Annotated in this window: 20 protein-coding genes; 15 read left to right on the top strand and 5 right to left on the bottom strand. The window is 41.1% G+C overall.

The genetic code is table 11. From position 1 onward, the window contains the following. The first annotated feature begins 71 nt into the window (after window positions 1-71). The 5 genes from tpx to CZ434_RS00220 all read left to right on the top strand — a co-directional run bounded on the left by tpx (window position 72) and on the right by CZ434_RS00220 (window position 4,512). Entirely contained in the window at window positions 72-572 is a 501-nt protein-coding gene (gene tpx, locus CZ434_RS00240) for a thiol peroxidase (protein WP_077621223.1), read from the top strand. A gap of 129 nt (window positions 573-701) precedes the next feature. Continuing rightward, window positions 702-1,691: a class I SAM-dependent methyltransferase gene (locus CZ434_RS00235; RefSeq protein WP_077621222.1), complete on the top strand. Its 990-nt coding sequence runs from the start codon at window positions 702-704 to the stop codon at window positions 1,689-1,691. Between the two features lie 169 nt (window positions 1,692-1,860). Then, entirely contained in the window at window positions 1,861-3,045 is a 1,185-nt protein-coding gene (locus CZ434_RS00230; protein ID WP_077621221.1) for an acetate kinase, read from the top strand. A gap of 123 nt (window positions 3,046-3,168) precedes the next feature. Then, window positions 3,169-3,984, top strand: coding sequence for an EcsC family protein (locus tag CZ434_RS00225; protein WP_077621220.1), 816 nt, complete (start codon window positions 3,169-3,171; stop codon window positions 3,982-3,984). A gap of 21 nt (window positions 3,985-4,005) precedes the next feature. After that, window positions 4,006-4,512: a MogA/MoaB family molybdenum cofactor biosynthesis protein gene (locus CZ434_RS00220; RefSeq protein WP_077621219.1), complete on the top strand. Its 507-nt coding sequence runs from the start codon at window positions 4,006-4,008 to the stop codon at window positions 4,510-4,512. A 35-nt stretch (window positions 4,513-4,547) separates the two neighbouring features. On the opposite strand, the gene CZ434_RS00215 is transcribed toward CZ434_RS00220, so the two are convergent. Further along, window positions 4,548-4,985: a universal stress protein gene (locus CZ434_RS00215; RefSeq protein ID WP_077621218.1), complete on the bottom strand. Its 438-nt coding sequence runs from the start codon at window positions 4,983-4,985 to the stop codon at window positions 4,548-4,550. Window positions 4,986-5,260: 275 nt separating this feature from the next. Here CZ434_RS00215 and ald point away from each other — a divergent pair, with 275 nt between their 5' ends. The 9 genes from ald to CZ434_RS00170 all read left to right on the top strand — a co-directional run bounded on the left by ald (window position 5,261) and on the right by CZ434_RS00170 (window position 14,448). Next, on the top strand, window positions 5,261-6,379 hold the full coding sequence (gene ald, locus CZ434_RS00210) for an alanine dehydrogenase (protein WP_077621217.1): 1,119 nt from the start codon (window positions 5,261-5,263) through the stop codon (window positions 6,377-6,379). Window positions 6,380-7,014: 635 nt separating this feature from the next. Next, window positions 7,015-7,521: a DUF4178 domain-containing protein gene (locus CZ434_RS00205; RefSeq protein ID WP_077621216.1), complete on the top strand. Its 507-nt coding sequence runs from the start codon at window positions 7,015-7,017 to the stop codon at window positions 7,519-7,521. Between the two features lie 19 nt (window positions 7,522-7,540). Continuing rightward, complete coding sequence (locus CZ434_RS00200; protein WP_077621215.1) at window positions 7,541-8,209, top strand: PspA/IM30 family protein; 669 nt, start codon at window positions 7,541-7,543, stop codon at window positions 8,207-8,209. A 123-nt stretch (window positions 8,210-8,332) separates the two neighbouring features. Further along, window positions 8,333-8,989 carry a DUF4247 domain-containing protein gene (locus CZ434_RS00195; RefSeq protein ID WP_077621214.1) on the top strand — a complete coding sequence of 219 codons (657 nt, stop codon included), beginning with the start codon at window positions 8,333-8,335 and terminating at the stop codon, window positions 8,987-8,989. A 15-nt stretch (window positions 8,990-9,004) separates the two neighbouring features. Then, entirely contained in the window at window positions 9,005-9,400 is a 396-nt protein-coding gene (locus CZ434_RS00190; protein ID WP_077621213.1) for a DUF350 domain-containing protein, read from the top strand. Window positions 9,401-9,572: 172 nt separating this feature from the next. Next, on the top strand, window positions 9,573-11,123 hold the full coding sequence (locus CZ434_RS00185; RefSeq protein ID WP_077621212.1) for a polyamine aminopropyltransferase: 1,551 nt from the start codon (window positions 9,573-9,575) through the stop codon (window positions 11,121-11,123). A gap of 106 nt (window positions 11,124-11,229) precedes the next feature. Further along, a complete protein-coding gene (locus CZ434_RS00180) occupies window positions 11,230-11,910 on the top strand; it encodes a metal-dependent hydrolase (protein WP_077621211.1) in 681 nt (226 codons plus the stop codon). A gap of 919 nt (window positions 11,911-12,829) precedes the next feature. Next, window positions 12,830-13,057, top strand: coding sequence for a hypothetical protein (locus CZ434_RS00175; RefSeq protein ID WP_077621210.1), 228 nt, complete (start codon window positions 12,830-12,832; stop codon window positions 13,055-13,057). A 74-nt stretch (window positions 13,058-13,131) separates the two neighbouring features. After that, window positions 13,132-14,448, top strand: coding sequence for a DRTGG domain-containing protein (locus tag CZ434_RS00170; RefSeq protein ID WP_077621270.1), 1,317 nt, complete (start codon window positions 13,132-13,134; stop codon window positions 14,446-14,448). 50 nt (window positions 14,449-14,498) lie between these two features. Here CZ434_RS00170 and CZ434_RS00165 read toward each other — a convergent pair whose 3' ends face one another. Next, window positions 14,499-14,789: a YtpI family protein gene (locus tag CZ434_RS00165; RefSeq protein ID WP_077621209.1), complete on the bottom strand. Its 291-nt coding sequence runs from the start codon at window positions 14,787-14,789 to the stop codon at window positions 14,499-14,501. Between the two features lie 158 nt (window positions 14,790-14,947). Between CZ434_RS00165 and CZ434_RS00160 the strand changes: the two genes are divergently transcribed. Continuing rightward, window positions 14,948-15,892 (top strand): DHH family phosphoesterase, encoded by a 945-nt coding sequence (locus CZ434_RS00160; RefSeq protein WP_077621208.1) that lies wholly within the window; start codon window positions 14,948-14,950, stop codon window positions 15,890-15,892. A gap of 32 nt (window positions 15,893-15,924) precedes the next feature. On the opposite strand, the gene CZ434_RS00155 is transcribed toward CZ434_RS00160, so the two are convergent. The 3 genes from CZ434_RS00155 to ytrH form a co-directional block, all read right to left on the bottom strand. Further along, window positions 15,925-16,158, bottom strand: a complete 234-nt coding sequence (locus CZ434_RS00155; protein WP_077621207.1) for a YtzJ family protein — start codon at window positions 16,156-16,158, stop codon at window positions 15,925-15,927. Window positions 16,159-16,298: 140 nt separating this feature from the next. Beyond that, a complete protein-coding gene (gene ytrI, locus CZ434_RS00150) occupies window positions 16,299-16,802 on the bottom strand; it encodes a sporulation membrane protein YtrI (RefSeq protein WP_077621206.1) in 504 nt (167 codons plus the stop codon). Next, a complete protein-coding gene (gene ytrH / locus CZ434_RS00145) occupies window positions 16,802-17,134 on the bottom strand; it encodes a sporulation membrane protein YtrH (protein WP_077621205.1) in 333 nt (110 codons plus the stop codon). The genes ytrI and ytrH overlap by 1 nt, the downstream gene beginning before the upstream one ends. Window positions 17,135-17,195: the final 61 nt, after the last annotated feature.

Raw genomic sequence — 17,195 nt, 5'->3', positions numbered from 1 at the left:
TTAGACAATCCCAAAATCTGCCTTCATAATATGATTGAGATAGCTTATAAAAACATAGGAGGTAGATGTAAATGGCAAATGTGACATTTAAAGGTACGCCTATGACATTGGCAGGCCAAGAAGTTAAAGTTGGTGATACAGCTCCTGATTTTCATGTGTTGGATAATAATCTAAACGAAAAGAAACTGTCGGATTATAAAGGTCAGGTGAGACTGATAAGTGTCGTTCCCTCTGTAGATACTGGCGTATGTGCGGAACAAACTCAACGATTTAATGATGCAGCAGAGAAGCTGGACAATGTAAAAGTGTTGACCGTGAGCATGGACTTGCCATTCGCCCAAAGGCGTTGGGTCGCAGCCAATAATATCGAACACGTGGACATTTTTTCCGATCATAAAGACGCCAGTTTCGGCGAAGCTTATGGTGTATTGATGCAAGAACTGCGGTTGCTTGCACGTTCTGTTTTCATTGTGGACTCCAACGACAAGGTAACTTACACAGAATATGTGAGTGAAGGTACCAACCACCCCGATTATGAACAAGCATTAAGTGCAGTAAAAGAAGCAAAATAATACTTCAAAGAGAAGCCGGCAGATGTTGCCGGTTTTTCTTTGGGTAATACTGATACATAACAAGTGCGATAAAATCAGTAATTCTGATACAATGATAAGCTGATGAGTTAAATGAATGGAGGAAATATATTGGAACACAATAATGTAGAACATATCTTTAGCTGGGTGGATGAAACGGCCGAGCAAGTTCAACATCAATTGAATCAACCATATTTGGATAGTGTTGGCATCGTGCTGGAATACTTGTTCACCAGGGATACTGCCGAAGAGTTAAATGATGTTTTGAAACGGCAATTGGAAAAAAGAACGGATTCATTCCATATTACCTCTTATGAAAAGGAAGAAATAAGAAAAGGGATTCAATTGGCAATCTTAAAAGGCATGAAGGGTGCTACACAGCAACAACATTTAATTACTCCTGATACGGTAGCTATGTTCATCGGTTATTTGGCAGGAAAGTTGTTCCCGTCTCGATCCCAAATACGTTTACTTGATCCAGCAAGTGGAACAGGAAACTTAATAACGGCTGTCGTCAATCAACTAAAACAAGAAGTAATACCGGTGGGAAGCGAAGTAGACCCGTCCCTTCTCCGCTTGTCTGTCATGAGTGCCAACTTGCAGCAAATTGAATTGGAACTGTTCCATCAAGACAGTCTAAGGCCGATGTTGTTGGAACCTGTGGACTTGGTTGTCTCTGATCTGCCTGTCGGTTATTACCCAGATGATATCATTGCACGGGAATACGAGTTGAAAGCAGACGAAGGCCATTCCTATTCCCATCACTTGTTTATCGAACAAAGCCTCCGCTACCTTAAATCAGGAGGATATGCTGTATTTGTCATTCCGAATTTTTTATTTGATAGCGATCAAGCCGATAAATTGAACGCATTCCTTCATAAGAATGCCCATATCATTGGACTAGTGCAGCTTCCTGACAGCCTATTCGCCTCTGAAAAGCAGGCGAAAAGCATACTGATTCTGCAGAAAAAAGGGACCAACACAAAGCAGCCGAAACAAGCATTGCTCGCAAAATTACCTTCCTTTAAAAATGGAAAAGCATTGGATGAGATATTGAATAAAATCAATAGATGGTTTAAAGAAGAGGGATTTCCGGAATAGGAAGTTTAGAAAGTAAATACATCCATCATCTGCTGGAATATTTCGAAAATAACAAATTCGGATAGCAAACGTTATCATCAATTGTTCTGTATTGCAAACTTTATAGACGGGTGTTTAAATGGTTAAGGGAAATAAAAACAGGACGCATACATGAAAGGATTGAATTGCATTGAGCAATATTTTGGCTATTAATGCAGGCAGTTCATCACTAAAGTTTCAATTGATTGAAATGCCTGAGGAAACAGTGATGGCAAAAGGACTAGTGGAAAGAATAGGGATTGCAAATTCTGTTTTTTCCATCGAAGTAGATGGGGAGAAGGATGAAACAACTACCGATATTCCGGATCATGAACAAGCTGTTAAGATGCTTCTCGATAAATTGATCGCTTCTGGCGTTATAAAATCTTTCGATGAGATAGATGGAGTAGGCCATCGCGTTGTACATGGCGGTGAACGTTTCAGCGATTCTGTCAAAATCACTGATGAAGTTATCAAAGAGATTGAGGAAGTGTCTGATTTGGCTCCTCTTCACAATCCGGCGAACTTGACAGGAATTCAAGCATTCCGTGAAATTCTTCCGGATGTTCCGGCGGTTGCGGTATTTGACACTGCGTTTCACCAAACAATGCCTGAGCAATCTTATTTATATAGTCTTCCATATGAATATTATAAAGAATATGGAATCAGGAAGTATGGTTTCCACGGAACTTCCCATAAGTATGTCTCCCAAAGAGCATCAGAACTTCTGGGAATTCCGCTTGAACAATTACGCCTGATTTCTTGTCATTTAGGAAATGGGGCAAGTATCGCTGCTATCGAGAATGGCAAATCAATTGATACTTCCATGGGATTCACTCCTTTGGCCGGTGTAACAATGGGAACTCGTTCCGGGAATATCGATCCGGCTTTGATTCCATACATTATGGACAAAACTGGTAAGTCCGCAAGTGAAGTTATGAACGTGTTGAATAAAGAAAGTGGTATGCTTGCATTATCAGGTTTCTCAAGTGACTTAAGAGATATTACACAAAAAGCGAACAACAAAGATGAACGTGCTGAATTGGCTTTAGAGGTGTTTGCAGAAAGAATCCATAAATACTTGGGATCCTATGCCGCAAGAATGCGCGGTGTAGATGCTATCATTTTCACTGCAGGTGTTGGAGAAAATAGTGTGGAAATCCGTGAAAGAGTCTTGAAAGGACTTGAGTTCATGGGTGTCTACTGGGATCCGTCCCTAAACAATGTGCGAGGAAAAGAAGCATTTATTAACTATCCTCATTCACCAGTGAAAGTCATTGTAATCCCGACAAATGAAGAAGTAATGATCGCTAGGGACACTGTAAGATTGTCCTAAAGTATGGAAGCCCGACAATATTTGCCGGGCTTTTTTTTATCGTTCATCTCTTAAGAACGACGTCTATTGCTGTCTGGTTTATGTTAAGATGGAAAAAAGGGTGTTACCCGGGGAGGACGTTAAATGGACACTCAGTATGTCCTGGAGGAAATCGAGGAGTGGGAGAAAAGTTTCGATCATAAGCATAGTGATGTGGAAACAAAAATTGATGAATGGATCGGCAAGATTGTTGCTTTAGCTGGCAGATCTGAAAAAGAATCCGTTATCGAAAAAATCGATGAGCTCCTGTTTTTTATCCACGCTAACCTACAAGGGACCAGGCTCCAAAAAGAAGCAAGAGATTCAATTATCGACACAGCACGAATTTTCAACTCTGATATCAGATCCATTCAGGATTTGCGCCATTTATCCATCCACCAATTGACATATCTGGCTAAACAAGAAATAGCCAGGGGTAAATTATCTTCCTTCGTACAGGGCGGCTTATCAGGAACAGGAGGCTTGTTTCTGTTAAGTGTAGATTTTCCGCTGATGCTCATCATGAATCTCCGCCTTGTTCAACTTATCGGTCTTTGTTTTGGAAGGGATGTCAATCATCCATCCGAAATGATGTTTTCCCTTAAGCTGTTTCACGCTGCAACACTGCCAAAGAGATCACGAAAATCAGCATGGCTGCAGTTGATTGACGAAGCAAAAAAAGAAACGGCTTATTTGTATGAAGGGGAGGATAAAGTATTCGATGCCAGTTGGCTTGACCAGCCTATCAAACAATTGACTAAATCACTCATCCTGTACACAGCCAGGAAAAAGACAACCCAAGGCTTCCCAATAACCGGGATGGCCATTGGTGCTGTAACCAATTATAAATTGACTTCATCTATTTCCGATCATGCTCTACGTTTTTACCAGAAACGATATTTCATTGATCAACGAATGTAATGAAAGGTAGGAGTGTATATTTTGTCTGTTGTAGAACATAAACAGCCGTTTGAGAGAAAAATTCAATGTATGGTTTTGACAGTCAGTGACACGCGGGATAAGCAATCCGACAAGAGTGGACAACTGATGATGGAAAAACTTAAGGAAAGCGGGTATCAGATAGAGGAATACCGGATTGTCAGAGACGAAAAAACGGAAATCGAATCTGCGGTGCTTTCTGGATGTGAAATGGAGAGAATCGATGCAATCCTGATAAACGGTGGAACAGGAATCGCGCCGAGAGATATTACAATTGAAACGCTACAGCCTTTGCTGGATAAGGAGATTGTCGGGTTCGGGGAAATTTTTCGTATGGTAAGTTACTTGGAAGACATCGGATCTGCAGCGATTCTTTCCAGGGCATTGGCCGGCGTCATTAAAAGGACAGCTGTCATTTCAACTCCGGGCTCAAGTGGGGCGGTACGTCTGGCAATGGATAAATTAATCCTGCCCGAACTGGGACATATAGTGAAGGAAATAAATAAATGAGACGGTCCCCCATTAATAAGGGGGACATCGGATTTTCAGTTGCGTACGATCAGTACGTCGCAATCTGCATAACGGGTAATGCTTTCGGAAACACTCCCAATGAGGAACCTTTCAACTGCATTCATTCCTGTAGCACCGCAAATGATTAAATCTGCTTGATGCTTTCTCGATATTTCCTTGGCAATCTTCATTTTAGGAGAACCATACTCGATATCGGATTTTATTTTTGTTACGCCGGCTTGTTCCGCTTTTAGCTGATAGTCTGCCAATAGCTCTCTTGCGTAGTTCTCTGCCCGCTCAGCAAGTGTCCGATCATATGCCTCCGCTGTTGCAAAAGTTCGATGATCGATTACATGGGCCAGTATCAATTGGGCATCATTACGCTTTGCGATATCCACAGCCTTGTTGAATGCGAGTTCAGCGGTCTTAGAACCATCTACCGCTACAATTATTTGTTTGTATTCAAATTCCATACCGAACTCCCCCTTCTCCTTTTCTTAATTATAACATGACAAACCTTTTCTACTACAGAGACAATGTGACAAGCAAATTAAGAATTTATGAAATAAGCTTTTGTTTCAGAGTTTTATTTACAAACATTCTGAAGGACTATTCATAACAAGTTTCGAGTGCTATGATAAAAGTGTCCAAACAGTTCTTGTCCAACTTGGGCGAGGATTGAAGGCCAAAAAATATACATAAGTAGTAGACTGAAATTTGTAATCATCGTGCAGGAAGGGGACTTGTAATGAAAATAGGTATTCCAAAAGAGATAAAAAATAATGAAAACAGAGTTGCCGTAGCTCCTTCAGGAGTCGTTGCTCTGAAGGAAGCGGGTCATTATATCTTCGTAGAGAAGAATGCTGGAAAGGGTTCGGGTTTTACTGATGAAGAATATCTTCGTGCCGGTGCCGAAATAGTTTCTTCGGCTTCTGAAGCATGGAGCCAGGAAATGGTTATGAAAGTGAAAGAACCATTACCTGAAGAATATGAATATTTCTATGAAGGCTTGATTTTGTTTACCTATTTGCACCTTGCACCAGAACCTGATTTAACCAAAGCGTTAATTGACAAAAAAGTTACAGCAATCGCATATGAAACAGTCCAACTCTCTTCAGGGTCTCTACCTCTTTTAACTCCTATGAGCGAAGTTGCCGGCAGAATGGCAGCCCAAATCGGAGCCCAATTCTTGGAGAAATCAAAAGGCGGGAAAGGAATACTGTTAGCAGGTATCCCTGGAGTCAGAAGGGGCAAAGTGACGGTGATCGGCGGCGGGGTAGTTGGAACAAACGCTGCGAAGATTGCTGTAGGACTTGGGGCAGATGTCACCATCATCGATCTTAACCCCGACAGGCTCCGTCAATTGGATGATATATTTGGGTCATCGATTAATACGTTGATGTCTAATCCGCTGAATATCGCCGAATCTTTGAAAGAGTCAGACTTGGTGATTGGTGCCGTTCTTATTCCGGGCGCAAAAGCACCAAAACTTGTTACAGAAGCAATGGTGAAAGACATGAAGGAAGGTTCAGTAATAGTAGACGTGGCCATAGATCAGGGCGGCATTTTTGAAACTACCGACAGAATTACTACTCATGATGACCCGACCTATACCAGGCATGGGGTTTTGCACTATGCAGTTGCAAATATGCCAGGAGCTGTACCAAGAACCTCCACGATCGGATTGACTAATGTGACTGTACCGTACGCTTTACAACTTGCCAATAAAGGATACCGGCAAGCGTGCTTGGACAACGAATCCCTGCGTAAGGGTATCAATACTTTAAATGGCTTTGTCACATATCGTGCGGTTGCAGAAGCACACCAACTTGACTATTCGGATGTGCATTCACAGTTGGAAAATTAATAAGAAAGCTAAACAAGGGCAAAATCGTGATTAAAATGATTTTGCCTGTTCTTTTATAAAAACCTTACCATTCACACATACATTTTTAATGTCGTAGTTGAGAAAAATTGCGAACTAGTGAATTTTTTTGTGCCATGTTCTCTCATTCTGATGTTCGTGAGTGCTGGGACTCGCTGCGGCAGAATACTTCGCTTTCCATGGGCACGGCCTCAGCCTCCGCAGAAGCAAAGAACGCTTCTTAACGGGGGTCTTAGATGGGACTGCGGTTACTCGCCCCATCTAAAACCTTTGCTGTTCCCATAGGAGTCTGTGTATTCTGCCTTCGCTGTTAGAGGTTTTCTGAATTTAATATTAAGATTACCCAAGTTAGAGAAATGGTGGAAATTTTCTATCCTAGCGGTAAATTGCTTACCTTTTTCCGCAGCGCTGGACTACTACTCAATCAGAAAAGGATGGAAGGAAGACACACTTCAGTTATGACGTAGTACATGAGTATTGTGCAATAGGTAATTTTGTTGGGACGGGTGATATAGTCCTGTTATCATATAATAGTGAGCTTTCTTAAAAAAATTTTAAAAGATGAAACTTCATCGTGATTTGAACCGTATGCAATAATATAGAAAAGAGGTGAACCAATGGGACTATTCTCCAAACTTTTTTCAAAAAAAGAAAATAAACCTGAAATAAAAGAACGTTCGCCGTTATCTATCGAAGTAGGCGACATCATAACTTATGATTTAGTGGATTATGAGGTTGTGGGAAAAATCACTTATCGTCAAGAGGCATATGAATGGTTTGGGTATCAATTATTGGAGGGAAAGAATATCCTTTGGTTATCTGCCGAAATGGATGAAGAGCTGGAGTTAGGAATATATCAGCAAATAAACCTGCCGGTGAACAAACCGCTCCCAAACCAATTGTCCTATCAAGCTAAGGATTACTTCCTCGATGAACAAGGAGAGGCAAGAGTAGTAGGGGAAGGCAGAAGCAGAAATATCAATGGCAGAACTATCAAATATGCAGAATACTATGATGAAGAAGAGGAGCATTTCATCAGCCTGGAAGACTGGGGAAGCGAGTTGGAAGTAAGTTATGGATATCCGATAGAGCCATATGAAATAAAAATTATTGCAGGCTCATAATATAAAGGAGGAAAAATTTATGTTTAAATTCTTTAAAAGAGTAAGCACTGTGGTCAATTCCGAGTTGAACGCTATGTTGGACAAAGCAGAAGATCCCGTAAAAATGCTTGATCAATTTATGAGAGATATGGAATCCGACATCAGAGAAGTGGAAAGCTCTGTGGCCAAACAAATTGCGAACGAAAAGATGTTAAAAAGAAAGTATGACGATGCTCATGCTCTTGTTGAGAAAAGGCAAAGTCAGGCAGAACAGGCGATTGAAGCTGGCAATGAAGATTTGGCGAGACGAGCCCTTCAAGACAAAAGCGACCAGGCAGAACAAGCTGAGACTTTGAAGGAATCATGGGAAAGAGCAAAAAGCGATTCAGAAGCCTTGCGAAGCAAGCTGGACGAAATGAAAAAAGAATATCAACAAATGAAACTGAAAAAAGATTCTTTGAAAGCCCGCGCGGAATCCGCTAAAACCCGTACAAAAATGAACCGCACACTGTCTTCAATTGGAAACGACGAATCAAAACGCGGTTTTGAAAGAATGGAGGAAAAGGTTCTTCAGTTTGAAGCGGAAGCAGAAACAAGCGAAGACCTCTCCGCTCAAAGTAAATCGCTTGATGATGAATTTGAAGAATTGGGAAAAAATAATGTAGATGACGAACTGGCTGCTCTGAAAAAAAAGCTTGGCAAAGAGTAATAGTCCAACCAGACTTTCTATGGACTTTGACAAGCCCTTGTACCTAACCGGCTGCAAGGGCTTTACCTTTGAGTCATTTGCTTGAGTAAGCTGGAGAGAACACGGGATAAGGGAGGGTTGAGAATGAAAAAACTACTTTGTGCTGTCATATTGCCGTTGTGTTTACTTCTGGCAGCGTGCGGACAATTAAATTATTCTGAGATAAATGAGTCATCCAGTGAACCCTCTGTATCTGTCGAAGATTTACCTGAAGAACCAGCTAAATCGGAAGTAGTATCACAGCTAGAGAATTCTTCTGGCGGCAACATCGAAGCAATCATCTCCAATAATTTTCCTATGCTGGATTCGGTTTCGGGTGAAGATGGTACAGCGAATATCTATGGTACCAAATTGTTTAAAAGAGAAGAGCTGGTTTCGCTCATGACAGAATTGTTTCCCCCCGAAGAAGTGAGCAAAGTAGAAGATAATCAACAGATATTAATTTATCCGGACCATTTCGTAACATTCAAACCTAGTGAAGAAAACGGCGATGTATTGTTGATTGAAGTCGCTTCAGATGCGTTCGTCAGAAATAATTACTCTCCTAATTATTTGAATAGTTTCTTCACATTCTTAATATTAAACAGGATGCTCGACTCCGCGAATTGGGGTCAGCGAAGAATGGAGCAGTGTAGAAATAGTAATTGTTATGGCGGTTATACCACGCAAAACAGAGGTGGGTTGAATACGAACAGAGGAATGTCCACATTCCGTGGCGGCGGCCCGGGTTCAGGAAAATAAAAGGAGGTAGTATAGATGGGACCGTTTATCGCAACATTGGTATATTTTATCATTGCTATCCTGGTAGTGCTTATCGGATTAGTAATATTTGAATATTTAACAAGGCAATATAAGGATTGGGAAGAAATTTCCAATGGCAACACAGCCGTGGCGTTATCTGTCAGTGGGAAAATAATTGGAATTTGCATTATCCTTGCATTTGCTGTTTATCACAGCATTACTGTTTGGGAAACATTGATATGGGGAGCTTATGGAGTGGTCTTGCAAATGATTGCTTATCTATTGTTTGAAGTGTTGACCAGGAAGTTCTCTGTGGAAACAAAACTAAAAAACAACAATGTGGCTGTAGGGGTTGTTTCCTTGGCTGTTTCGGTTGGTTTAGCATTTGTAATTGGAGCGTCCATTACATAAAGCGTGTATTCTACCGTTGATAACCATAAAAAGGAGTCATACTCGGAAACTTCACATGAATAATTCGCAGGGTAAATTCACATTTATACTTTTATGCCTGACTTAAAGGGAATCACATTAAGTCAGGTTTTTTTGATAATTAGCTTTATTAAGCAAGCGGAGTGGATGAAAATTGGATCAACAATCAATTAGGCAAAGTCACTTTATTTATTGGGCATCAGGAATTGTGTCTATTTGCGGCATTATTTTTGAAGTGCTGTTTGGAGCATTAGGTTCCTATATTTTGGGGGATGGAGTAAAGCAATATACTTTAATAATTTCCTTTTTTTTAACTGGGATGGGAATCGGGGCAAGTTTTAGTGAGAAGGTACTGAAACATCTGATTGTTTCCTTTGTGTATATCGAATATTCCGTCGGATTGATCGGCGGTTTTTCCAGTTTCGCCATGTTTGGCTTTACAGCTTTTTCACCTGAAGGTACTGATGCTCTGTTTCTTTACGCTATTACTTTAATAGTAGGAGCTTTGACAGGGGTGGAGCTGCCCTTATTGATCCGGAAAGCAAACGAAATAGGCGTCAGTCTGAACCGCAGTACAGCACGAGTTCTTTTTTCCGATTATGCAGGTGGATTGATTGGCGGGTTGTTATTCGCCTTCTTTCTGCGCCCCTATTTGGGAATGGTTAAGTCTGCATTCTTGGTGGGATGTATTAATGTAACGGTAGCCTTGATTGTTTTGTGGCTGTTCAGAAAAGAAATTAAAAAAGCGGCCTTTCACTTTTTTACTGGAGGAACGATATTGCTTCTCTTGATAGCAGGTTTTTTCTTCGGTGAGGAAATGGCCTTCTCCTTCGAGCAAAAACTTTACCAAGATCCCATTTTACATATGGAACAAAGTAAATATCAAAAGATAATTGTTACGAAAGATAAGGAAGATATCAGGCTTTATTTGAATGGCGGGCTGCAGTTCAGTTCGACCGATGAATATCGGTATCATGAAACATTGGTCCATCCGGCCATGACACAGGCTGAATCACATAGCCATGTCCTGATTCTTGGCGGGGGAGATGGTATAGCCGCCAAAGAAGTATTGAAATATGAGGAAGTTGATCAAATAACATTGGTGGATTTAGACCCTGCAGTGGTTGAATTAGCAAACCAAAACCAAGATTTACTTCGATTAAATGAAGGCTCTCTGAAAAATGAAAAAGTTGAAGTAATTCACGAAGACGCTTTTGAATTTCTCGAGAATGCAACTGATTGGTATGATGTTATAATCGTAGATCTTCCAGATCCTAACGACGAAAGTCTGAATAAATTGTACACAAAAGAGTTTTACTCCCTGATTAGGAATCATCTATTGCCAGAGGGGGCGTTGAGCGTCCAGGCGACCAGTCCAGTTTTTGCAAGGGAGGTTTACTGGACAATATCAGAGACGATAGCTTCTACCGGTTTATCAACAGAGCAGCTGCATGTTGACGTTCCTAGTTTCGGGAATTGGGGGTTTATACTGGCCAGCCGGACTCCGATAAACCTGAAGGGGGTGGATATTGAAGTGCCGACTAGATTCCTGACAACAGAGATTTTGCCGAGTTTGTCTAAATTCGGTAAAGATGAAAACAAGCAAATATTGGATTCGGATGGAGAATTGATAACTTTGGAGCCTAATACTTTAATAAATCCGATTCTAATTCAGAAATATGAAAAATCCTGGCAAAATTACTGAATGAAGCAAGAAAATTTTAAAATAGTTGCCGACAGGGTATATGTTTTGTATCATCCTGTCTCTATTGATAGGATGGGAATGACTAATCTAGGAGGAGTGATGTAAAGTGAAAGTATCCTTTCACGGGCAATCAACAGTAAAAGTCGAAACAGACAAGCATACTATATTGATTGATCCCTTTATAACAGGGAATGATACTTCCGATCTTGATGCAGCACAAGTACAAGCTGATGTTATCTTACTTACCCATGGTCATAATGATCATGTCGGGGACACCATTGATATCGCAAAACGGAACAACTCCTTAGTAGTGGCACCCTTTGAACTGGCTGAATATCTCGGGTCGCGAGAACTGAATACACATCCGATGCATATTGGCGGTTCACATGAGTTCGACTTTGGGAAAGTAAAGCTGACTCAGGCTTTTCATGGTTCTGCCTTTACAGATGAAAACGGCCAAAGTATCTATACCGGTATGCCCGCTGGGATATTGCTCACAGTAGAAGGCAAAACGATCTATCATGCCGGAGACACTGGACTGTTTTCTGATTTGAAATTAATCGGGGATATGAACGATATTGACTTGGCATTCCTGCCGATCGGTGACAATTTCACCATGGGACCAGAAGATGCATTGGTCGCAGCAGAATGGACAAAAGCAAAACGAGTTGTTCCTATCCACTATAATACGTTTCCTTTGATTGAGCAGGATGGAGAGGCATTTGCTGAAAAGGTGAAGCCTGGAAAAGGACATGCCCTTAAACCAGGAGAAAGCCTCGAACTATAAATCATTTATTCCACCAGAACCTGGAGCATTTAGCCTCCAGGTTCTTTTTTCAACCCTCAGACCGCTGACTTTAAAATGGTTAATTTTACACAATAAACATAAACTGCGACATAACTGGGCTCACTGAACGTGACTTTCTACCATCCTTTTCGGATTAAGAGGTGGTCCAGCGCTGCGGAAAAACACTCGCTTTCCGTGGGGAACGCTTCAGCCAGGGTACTCCTTGAGTAGGCTCCTTTGCTCCCTTGCACCGAGGAAGCTTACTACGAAGCGATACTAGAAGACGCAGGTGCATCACTGCGGGGTCTTCAGACTGTTCCTTTCCCACAGGAGTCTCGCATTTATCCTCCGCTTCATTCGTTTTTCTGATCAAGTGAGAAGTTGTTCTAAAGTATGTCTGACAGGAGGTATTCCTAACATCAAAATTCAGAAAATCCTAACAGCGAAGGCAGAACACGCAGACTCCTCGAAAATACAAATCGATTTTCTTCGTGCGATGTATTGCTGACGAAGCCTTCCTTATCCTGTGGGAACAGCAAAGGTCTTAGATGGGGCGAGTAACCGCAGTCCCAAAAGGTCTTAGATGGGGCGAGTAACCGCAGTCCCAAAGGGTCTTAGATGGGGCGAGTAATCGCAGTCCCAAAGGGAGCAGGGAAGCTTATTCAAAGTAGTCCCCTGGCTGAGGCCGTGCCCGCGGAAAGCGAAGTGTTCTGCCGCAGCGAGTACATAAGCTTAACTAAAATCAGAACAAGAATAAGCTTCAAAAAATAGAATTGTCACTATGTCGCAGTTCCCATCAAAGGTAACTCTAAAATACCGAAGCTCGATTCTGGATTAATCATATAGTCGCTGATAACTCATGATAAAAATGGGCCAGGCATAGAATAATAGTATCTCAGAAACAGAAGGAGGAAGAAAATTGAGACAGTATGCAATGCTTAGAATTTTGCTGGCATGTTTTTTTCTATATCTAGCCTGGCCGTATATACATGAAATCAGCGGCCGTCTATCATCCATGTTTTGGGCAGCGTGGTTGGTCTTCTTCTTATTGGTGGCAGGTTCCAATTTTGCCTCCCTATTAAGAATGGTCAAACCGCCAGTCATGGAACAAGACGTACAGAAGCGGAAGGAATTTGGAAAAAATTGAAGGCTGATGTAATCATCTGTATAATAACAATTAGATAAAAATTATTAGTACAGATGGAAAGAATGGTGAAAAGTTTGGCTACCAAACACGAACAGATACTAGCTTTTATCGATTCGCTGACAGTCGGCAATAAAATATCTGTCAGACAAATTGCCAAAGAATTGAATGTCAGTGAAGGCACTGCCTACAGAGCAATTAAAGAAGCTGAGAATCAAGGCATGGTAAGTACGATAGAGCGTGTCGGAACGATCAGGATAGAAAAGAAAAAGAAGGAAAATTTCGAACATCTCACATTTGCTGAGATTATCAGTATCGTCGACGGACAAGTCCTTGGCGGTAGAGAAGGGCTGCATAAAACCCTCAACAGGTTTGTGATTGGTGCCATGAAACTGGATGCAATGATGAGATACACGGAGCGGGATTCGTTGTTGATCGTAGGTAACAGAGTTCGTGCGCATGAACTGGCTTTGCAGGAAGGGGCTGCTGTTTTAATAACAGGCGGGTTCGACACGGAAGAAAATGTCAAAAAACTCGCCGATGAAAAAAAACTGCCGATAATGTCCACCAGTTATGACACGTTCACGGTTGCCGCCATGATTAACAGAGCGATATATGACCAATTGATCAAAAAAGAGATAGTCCTGGTCGGGGATATCTATACACCTTTAAAAGATGTGGTGTATTTATCGCCAAGAGATAGGTTAGACAAATGGTATCAGTTCAACGAACAAACAACGCACAGCCGTTATCCTGTCGTAGATGATGGAGGGCGTGTTACTGGTATGGTCACTTCCAAAGATGTGATCGGAAAAGACCGCTCTATGTTCATCGAAAAGGTAATGACAAAAAACCCGATGACGGTCCAAAAAGAAACTTCTTTGACCTATGCGGCACATATGATGGTTTGGGAAGGAATCGAAATCATGCCAGTGATTGGACCGCACCACAAGTTGCAGGGGCTTGTTTCCAGACAGGATGTTTTAAAGGCACTGCAACATATCAATCGTCAGCCGCAGGTCGGACAGACGATCGACGACATAGTAGCAAGCCGCCTGGAAGCTGTCGAGGACGGACAAGATGAGGGAACCGTTTACCAGTCCCTTGTCACCCCTCAGATGACAAATCAGTTAGGGACCATGTCCTATGGAGTATTTACCTCGTTTGTCACAGAAGCATCCAGCCGTCTGCTCCGAAAGTATAAAAAAGGGGACCTAGTCGTTGAAAATTTATCCATCTATTTTATTAAGCCGATCCAACTGGAAAGCATGTTGACCATAAAACCGAGATTGTTAGAAGCCGGAAGGAAATTTGCCAAATTGGATATTGAGGTATTTCATGAAAAAGTATTGGTCGGCAAAGCGCTGCTACTCGCACAGCTGATAGACCGATAAAAACAATAAAAAGCTGACTCTTCATTTAGAGTCAGCGACTGTTTTTTTTGTTATTTTCCGGCCTTTTTTAGTTCTTTTCGATAATGCCTTGCCCTTTTCAGTCCATCTGCAATTTGCATAGCACCTAATAAAACAAAGACAATTCCTATGTACAAAGCAATCTTGGTTTCATAAAACAAGTAGGAATGAATCCCGAAGAATAGAATAAAAACGCCAAGAGATACTTTGCCTTTTGAATTAAGGTATAATTGATCGAGCGGGTCATCAATCCTTAGAATGGTGACTTTATAATAGACGTATAAGACAAGAGAAATAACAATTATAATAGGAAAAACAAACATGGGAAATCTACTCCTAACTGAAATGTGCAATGTAATCATTGTAGCTTTTTTTACGTGTATTTACTAGAAAACACAAGAAATTTATTTGCTGCAACAGTTAATATAGTTAATATAATAACAAATTCCCTTTTTTTTCAGAATAATAGAGGAGGCCGAAAATGGTCAAAAAGAAAATTATCGAGACGATAAAAGATTACCAGACGATTATCATTCACAGACATGTAAGACCTGATCCGGATGCTTATGGATCCCAAGCAGGTCTTGGCGAAATGTTAAAACAATCCTTTCCGGAGAAACAAATATACATAGTCGGAGATGAGGACCCATCATTGAACTTTTTGGCGGCAATGGATTCTATTGGTGATGAAGTTTATCAAGATGCATTGGCTATTATATGTGATACCGCTAACCAAGAGAGAATAGCGGATCAAAGATATTCACTGGCAAAGCAGATAATTAAAATAGATCACCATCCAAATGTCGATCCATATGGAGATCCGGCCTGGGTTGAAACTGCAGCCAGTTCAACAAGCGAGATGATTTATGAGTTATTTTTGGAAGGCAAGGCAGAGGGACTGCAATTTAATGATAAAGCTGCAAAACTTATTTATGGCGGAATAGTTGGCGACACAGGAAGGTTCCTATTCCCGAGTACAACTAAAAAGACATTCAAATACGCTTCTGATCTTGTTGCTTACTCGTTCGATCGTACTGAACTTTATGAAAAAATCTATAATACAAAGAGGCATCTTGCCCGGTTTAAAGGATTTATTCTTCAGAACTTCGAGGTAACGCCTGCCGGGGCCAGCAGCATTAAAATCAGCAAAGAAACTCTCCGGGAGTTCGGCATGACCTCTCTTGAAACAAGCCAGTTAGTTGGTGTCCTGGGAGATATCGAAGGGATTAAAGCCTGGGTCTTTTTCGTCGAAGAAGAGGATACAATCAGAGTGAGGCTCCGTTCCAGAGGTCCGGTTATAAATGAAATTGCCGCTAAATACAACGGCGGAGGGCATCCAATGGCTGCTGGCGCTTCAGTTAGAAATTGGGAAGAGACGGAAGATGTTATAAGCGATTTGGAAAAAGTCTGCGGACAATTTGAATAACAAAAAGAAAGGCTGTTCCTATTCACTTAGGTTCAGCCTTTTTCCATAATAGAAATTTTTCCTGTATTATCAGCATCACCGGTTTGGATTTCAGGGATAAACCAACAGCCAGCATCAGAACTGTCATAAACTACAGATAGATTTTGTTTGTCGATCTCTTTTTTAACCAATCTTATCAATTCATCTGATTCCGCATAAGCCGAATATCCATTCATCAAACTTTTCATTTTCTCCTGAGCCATTGCACGCCTGCTTATGATCAACATGCAAACCACTCCTATCCCATGGTTTTATGTTCTATCTTCAGTATATTCCCTGTTTGCGGGCGTGCTATCCGTTTATTGGTAATTTTAAAAAAATATTCAAAAATTCATGTCCATTCTGGCTCATTTTTTTGGTTCTGTTATTAATTGGAGAAGTGAAGTTTGATGGTCAATTTAATCTCTGGGGCAATAATCAACTTGGAAACTGTGGCCCTATATGTTATGTCGTCAATCCGATATGTTTTATTCTCGATTGTGGATACAAGGAAATAATCGTTTTCGGACAAGCTGACAATGTCTTTCCCCACTACATCCCGAATTTCTTCTTTAATGTTCTCTTCCAATTGATGAACAATTAAACGGTCTAACCTTAATTCTTTCCCATTTTCAACTTCTACATCAATCGTTTGAACCGTCACCTTTTCTTTCGTTTTTTCATCGATATCTTTTTGATTTTCCAGGAGTGCCTCTTTCTGGCGGTCCAATTCAGCAATCTGAGCATGCAATTCCATGTTTTCTTCCACCCATTTTTCATAAAATTGTCCATAGATGTACAAGAAAAGAACAAAAGCCATTATGGCACCAATGAAAACTCCGGAAAAAAAACGCTGCCAGCTTTCTCTTTTGTAATATGGCGGGATATGCATCAATCAATTTCCTGTTGTGTAAACCATTCTATTATTAGGAGAGAGGTCTGTACGCCTGCCATAGCTGTCAGCATCAACAAACCTTGTTTGACAATATCGATAGTCGATCCTTCGAAAATACCTCGTTCAAGATTCGATATCGCATCAAAGGATCCACCGATAGCTGCTACAATTGCCCATATCCTCAGCCTTTTAGCCACATTGCTGACCGCTGTCAGTGGCGGATCGCCGGTAACCAAGTATCCTATTGCTCCTATAATCGAACCACCTAGGATGACGCCTAAAGCTATGAAATAACAATGGATGAGTAAGAAAATAAAGCGCTCTTCCATATTGTTTTCTCCACCTTTTTACAAAGTCCTTGCTTATAGATTATGAGCGGTTAGTACAAGT

The sequence above is a fragment of the Sediminibacillus massiliensis genome (genome assembly GCF_900156915.1).
GTDB classification, from domain to species: Bacteria; Bacillota; Bacilli; order Bacillales; family Amphibacillaceae; genus Sediminibacillus_A; species Sediminibacillus_A massiliensis.
This window is presented reverse-complemented; position numbering and strand designations above follow the sequence as displayed.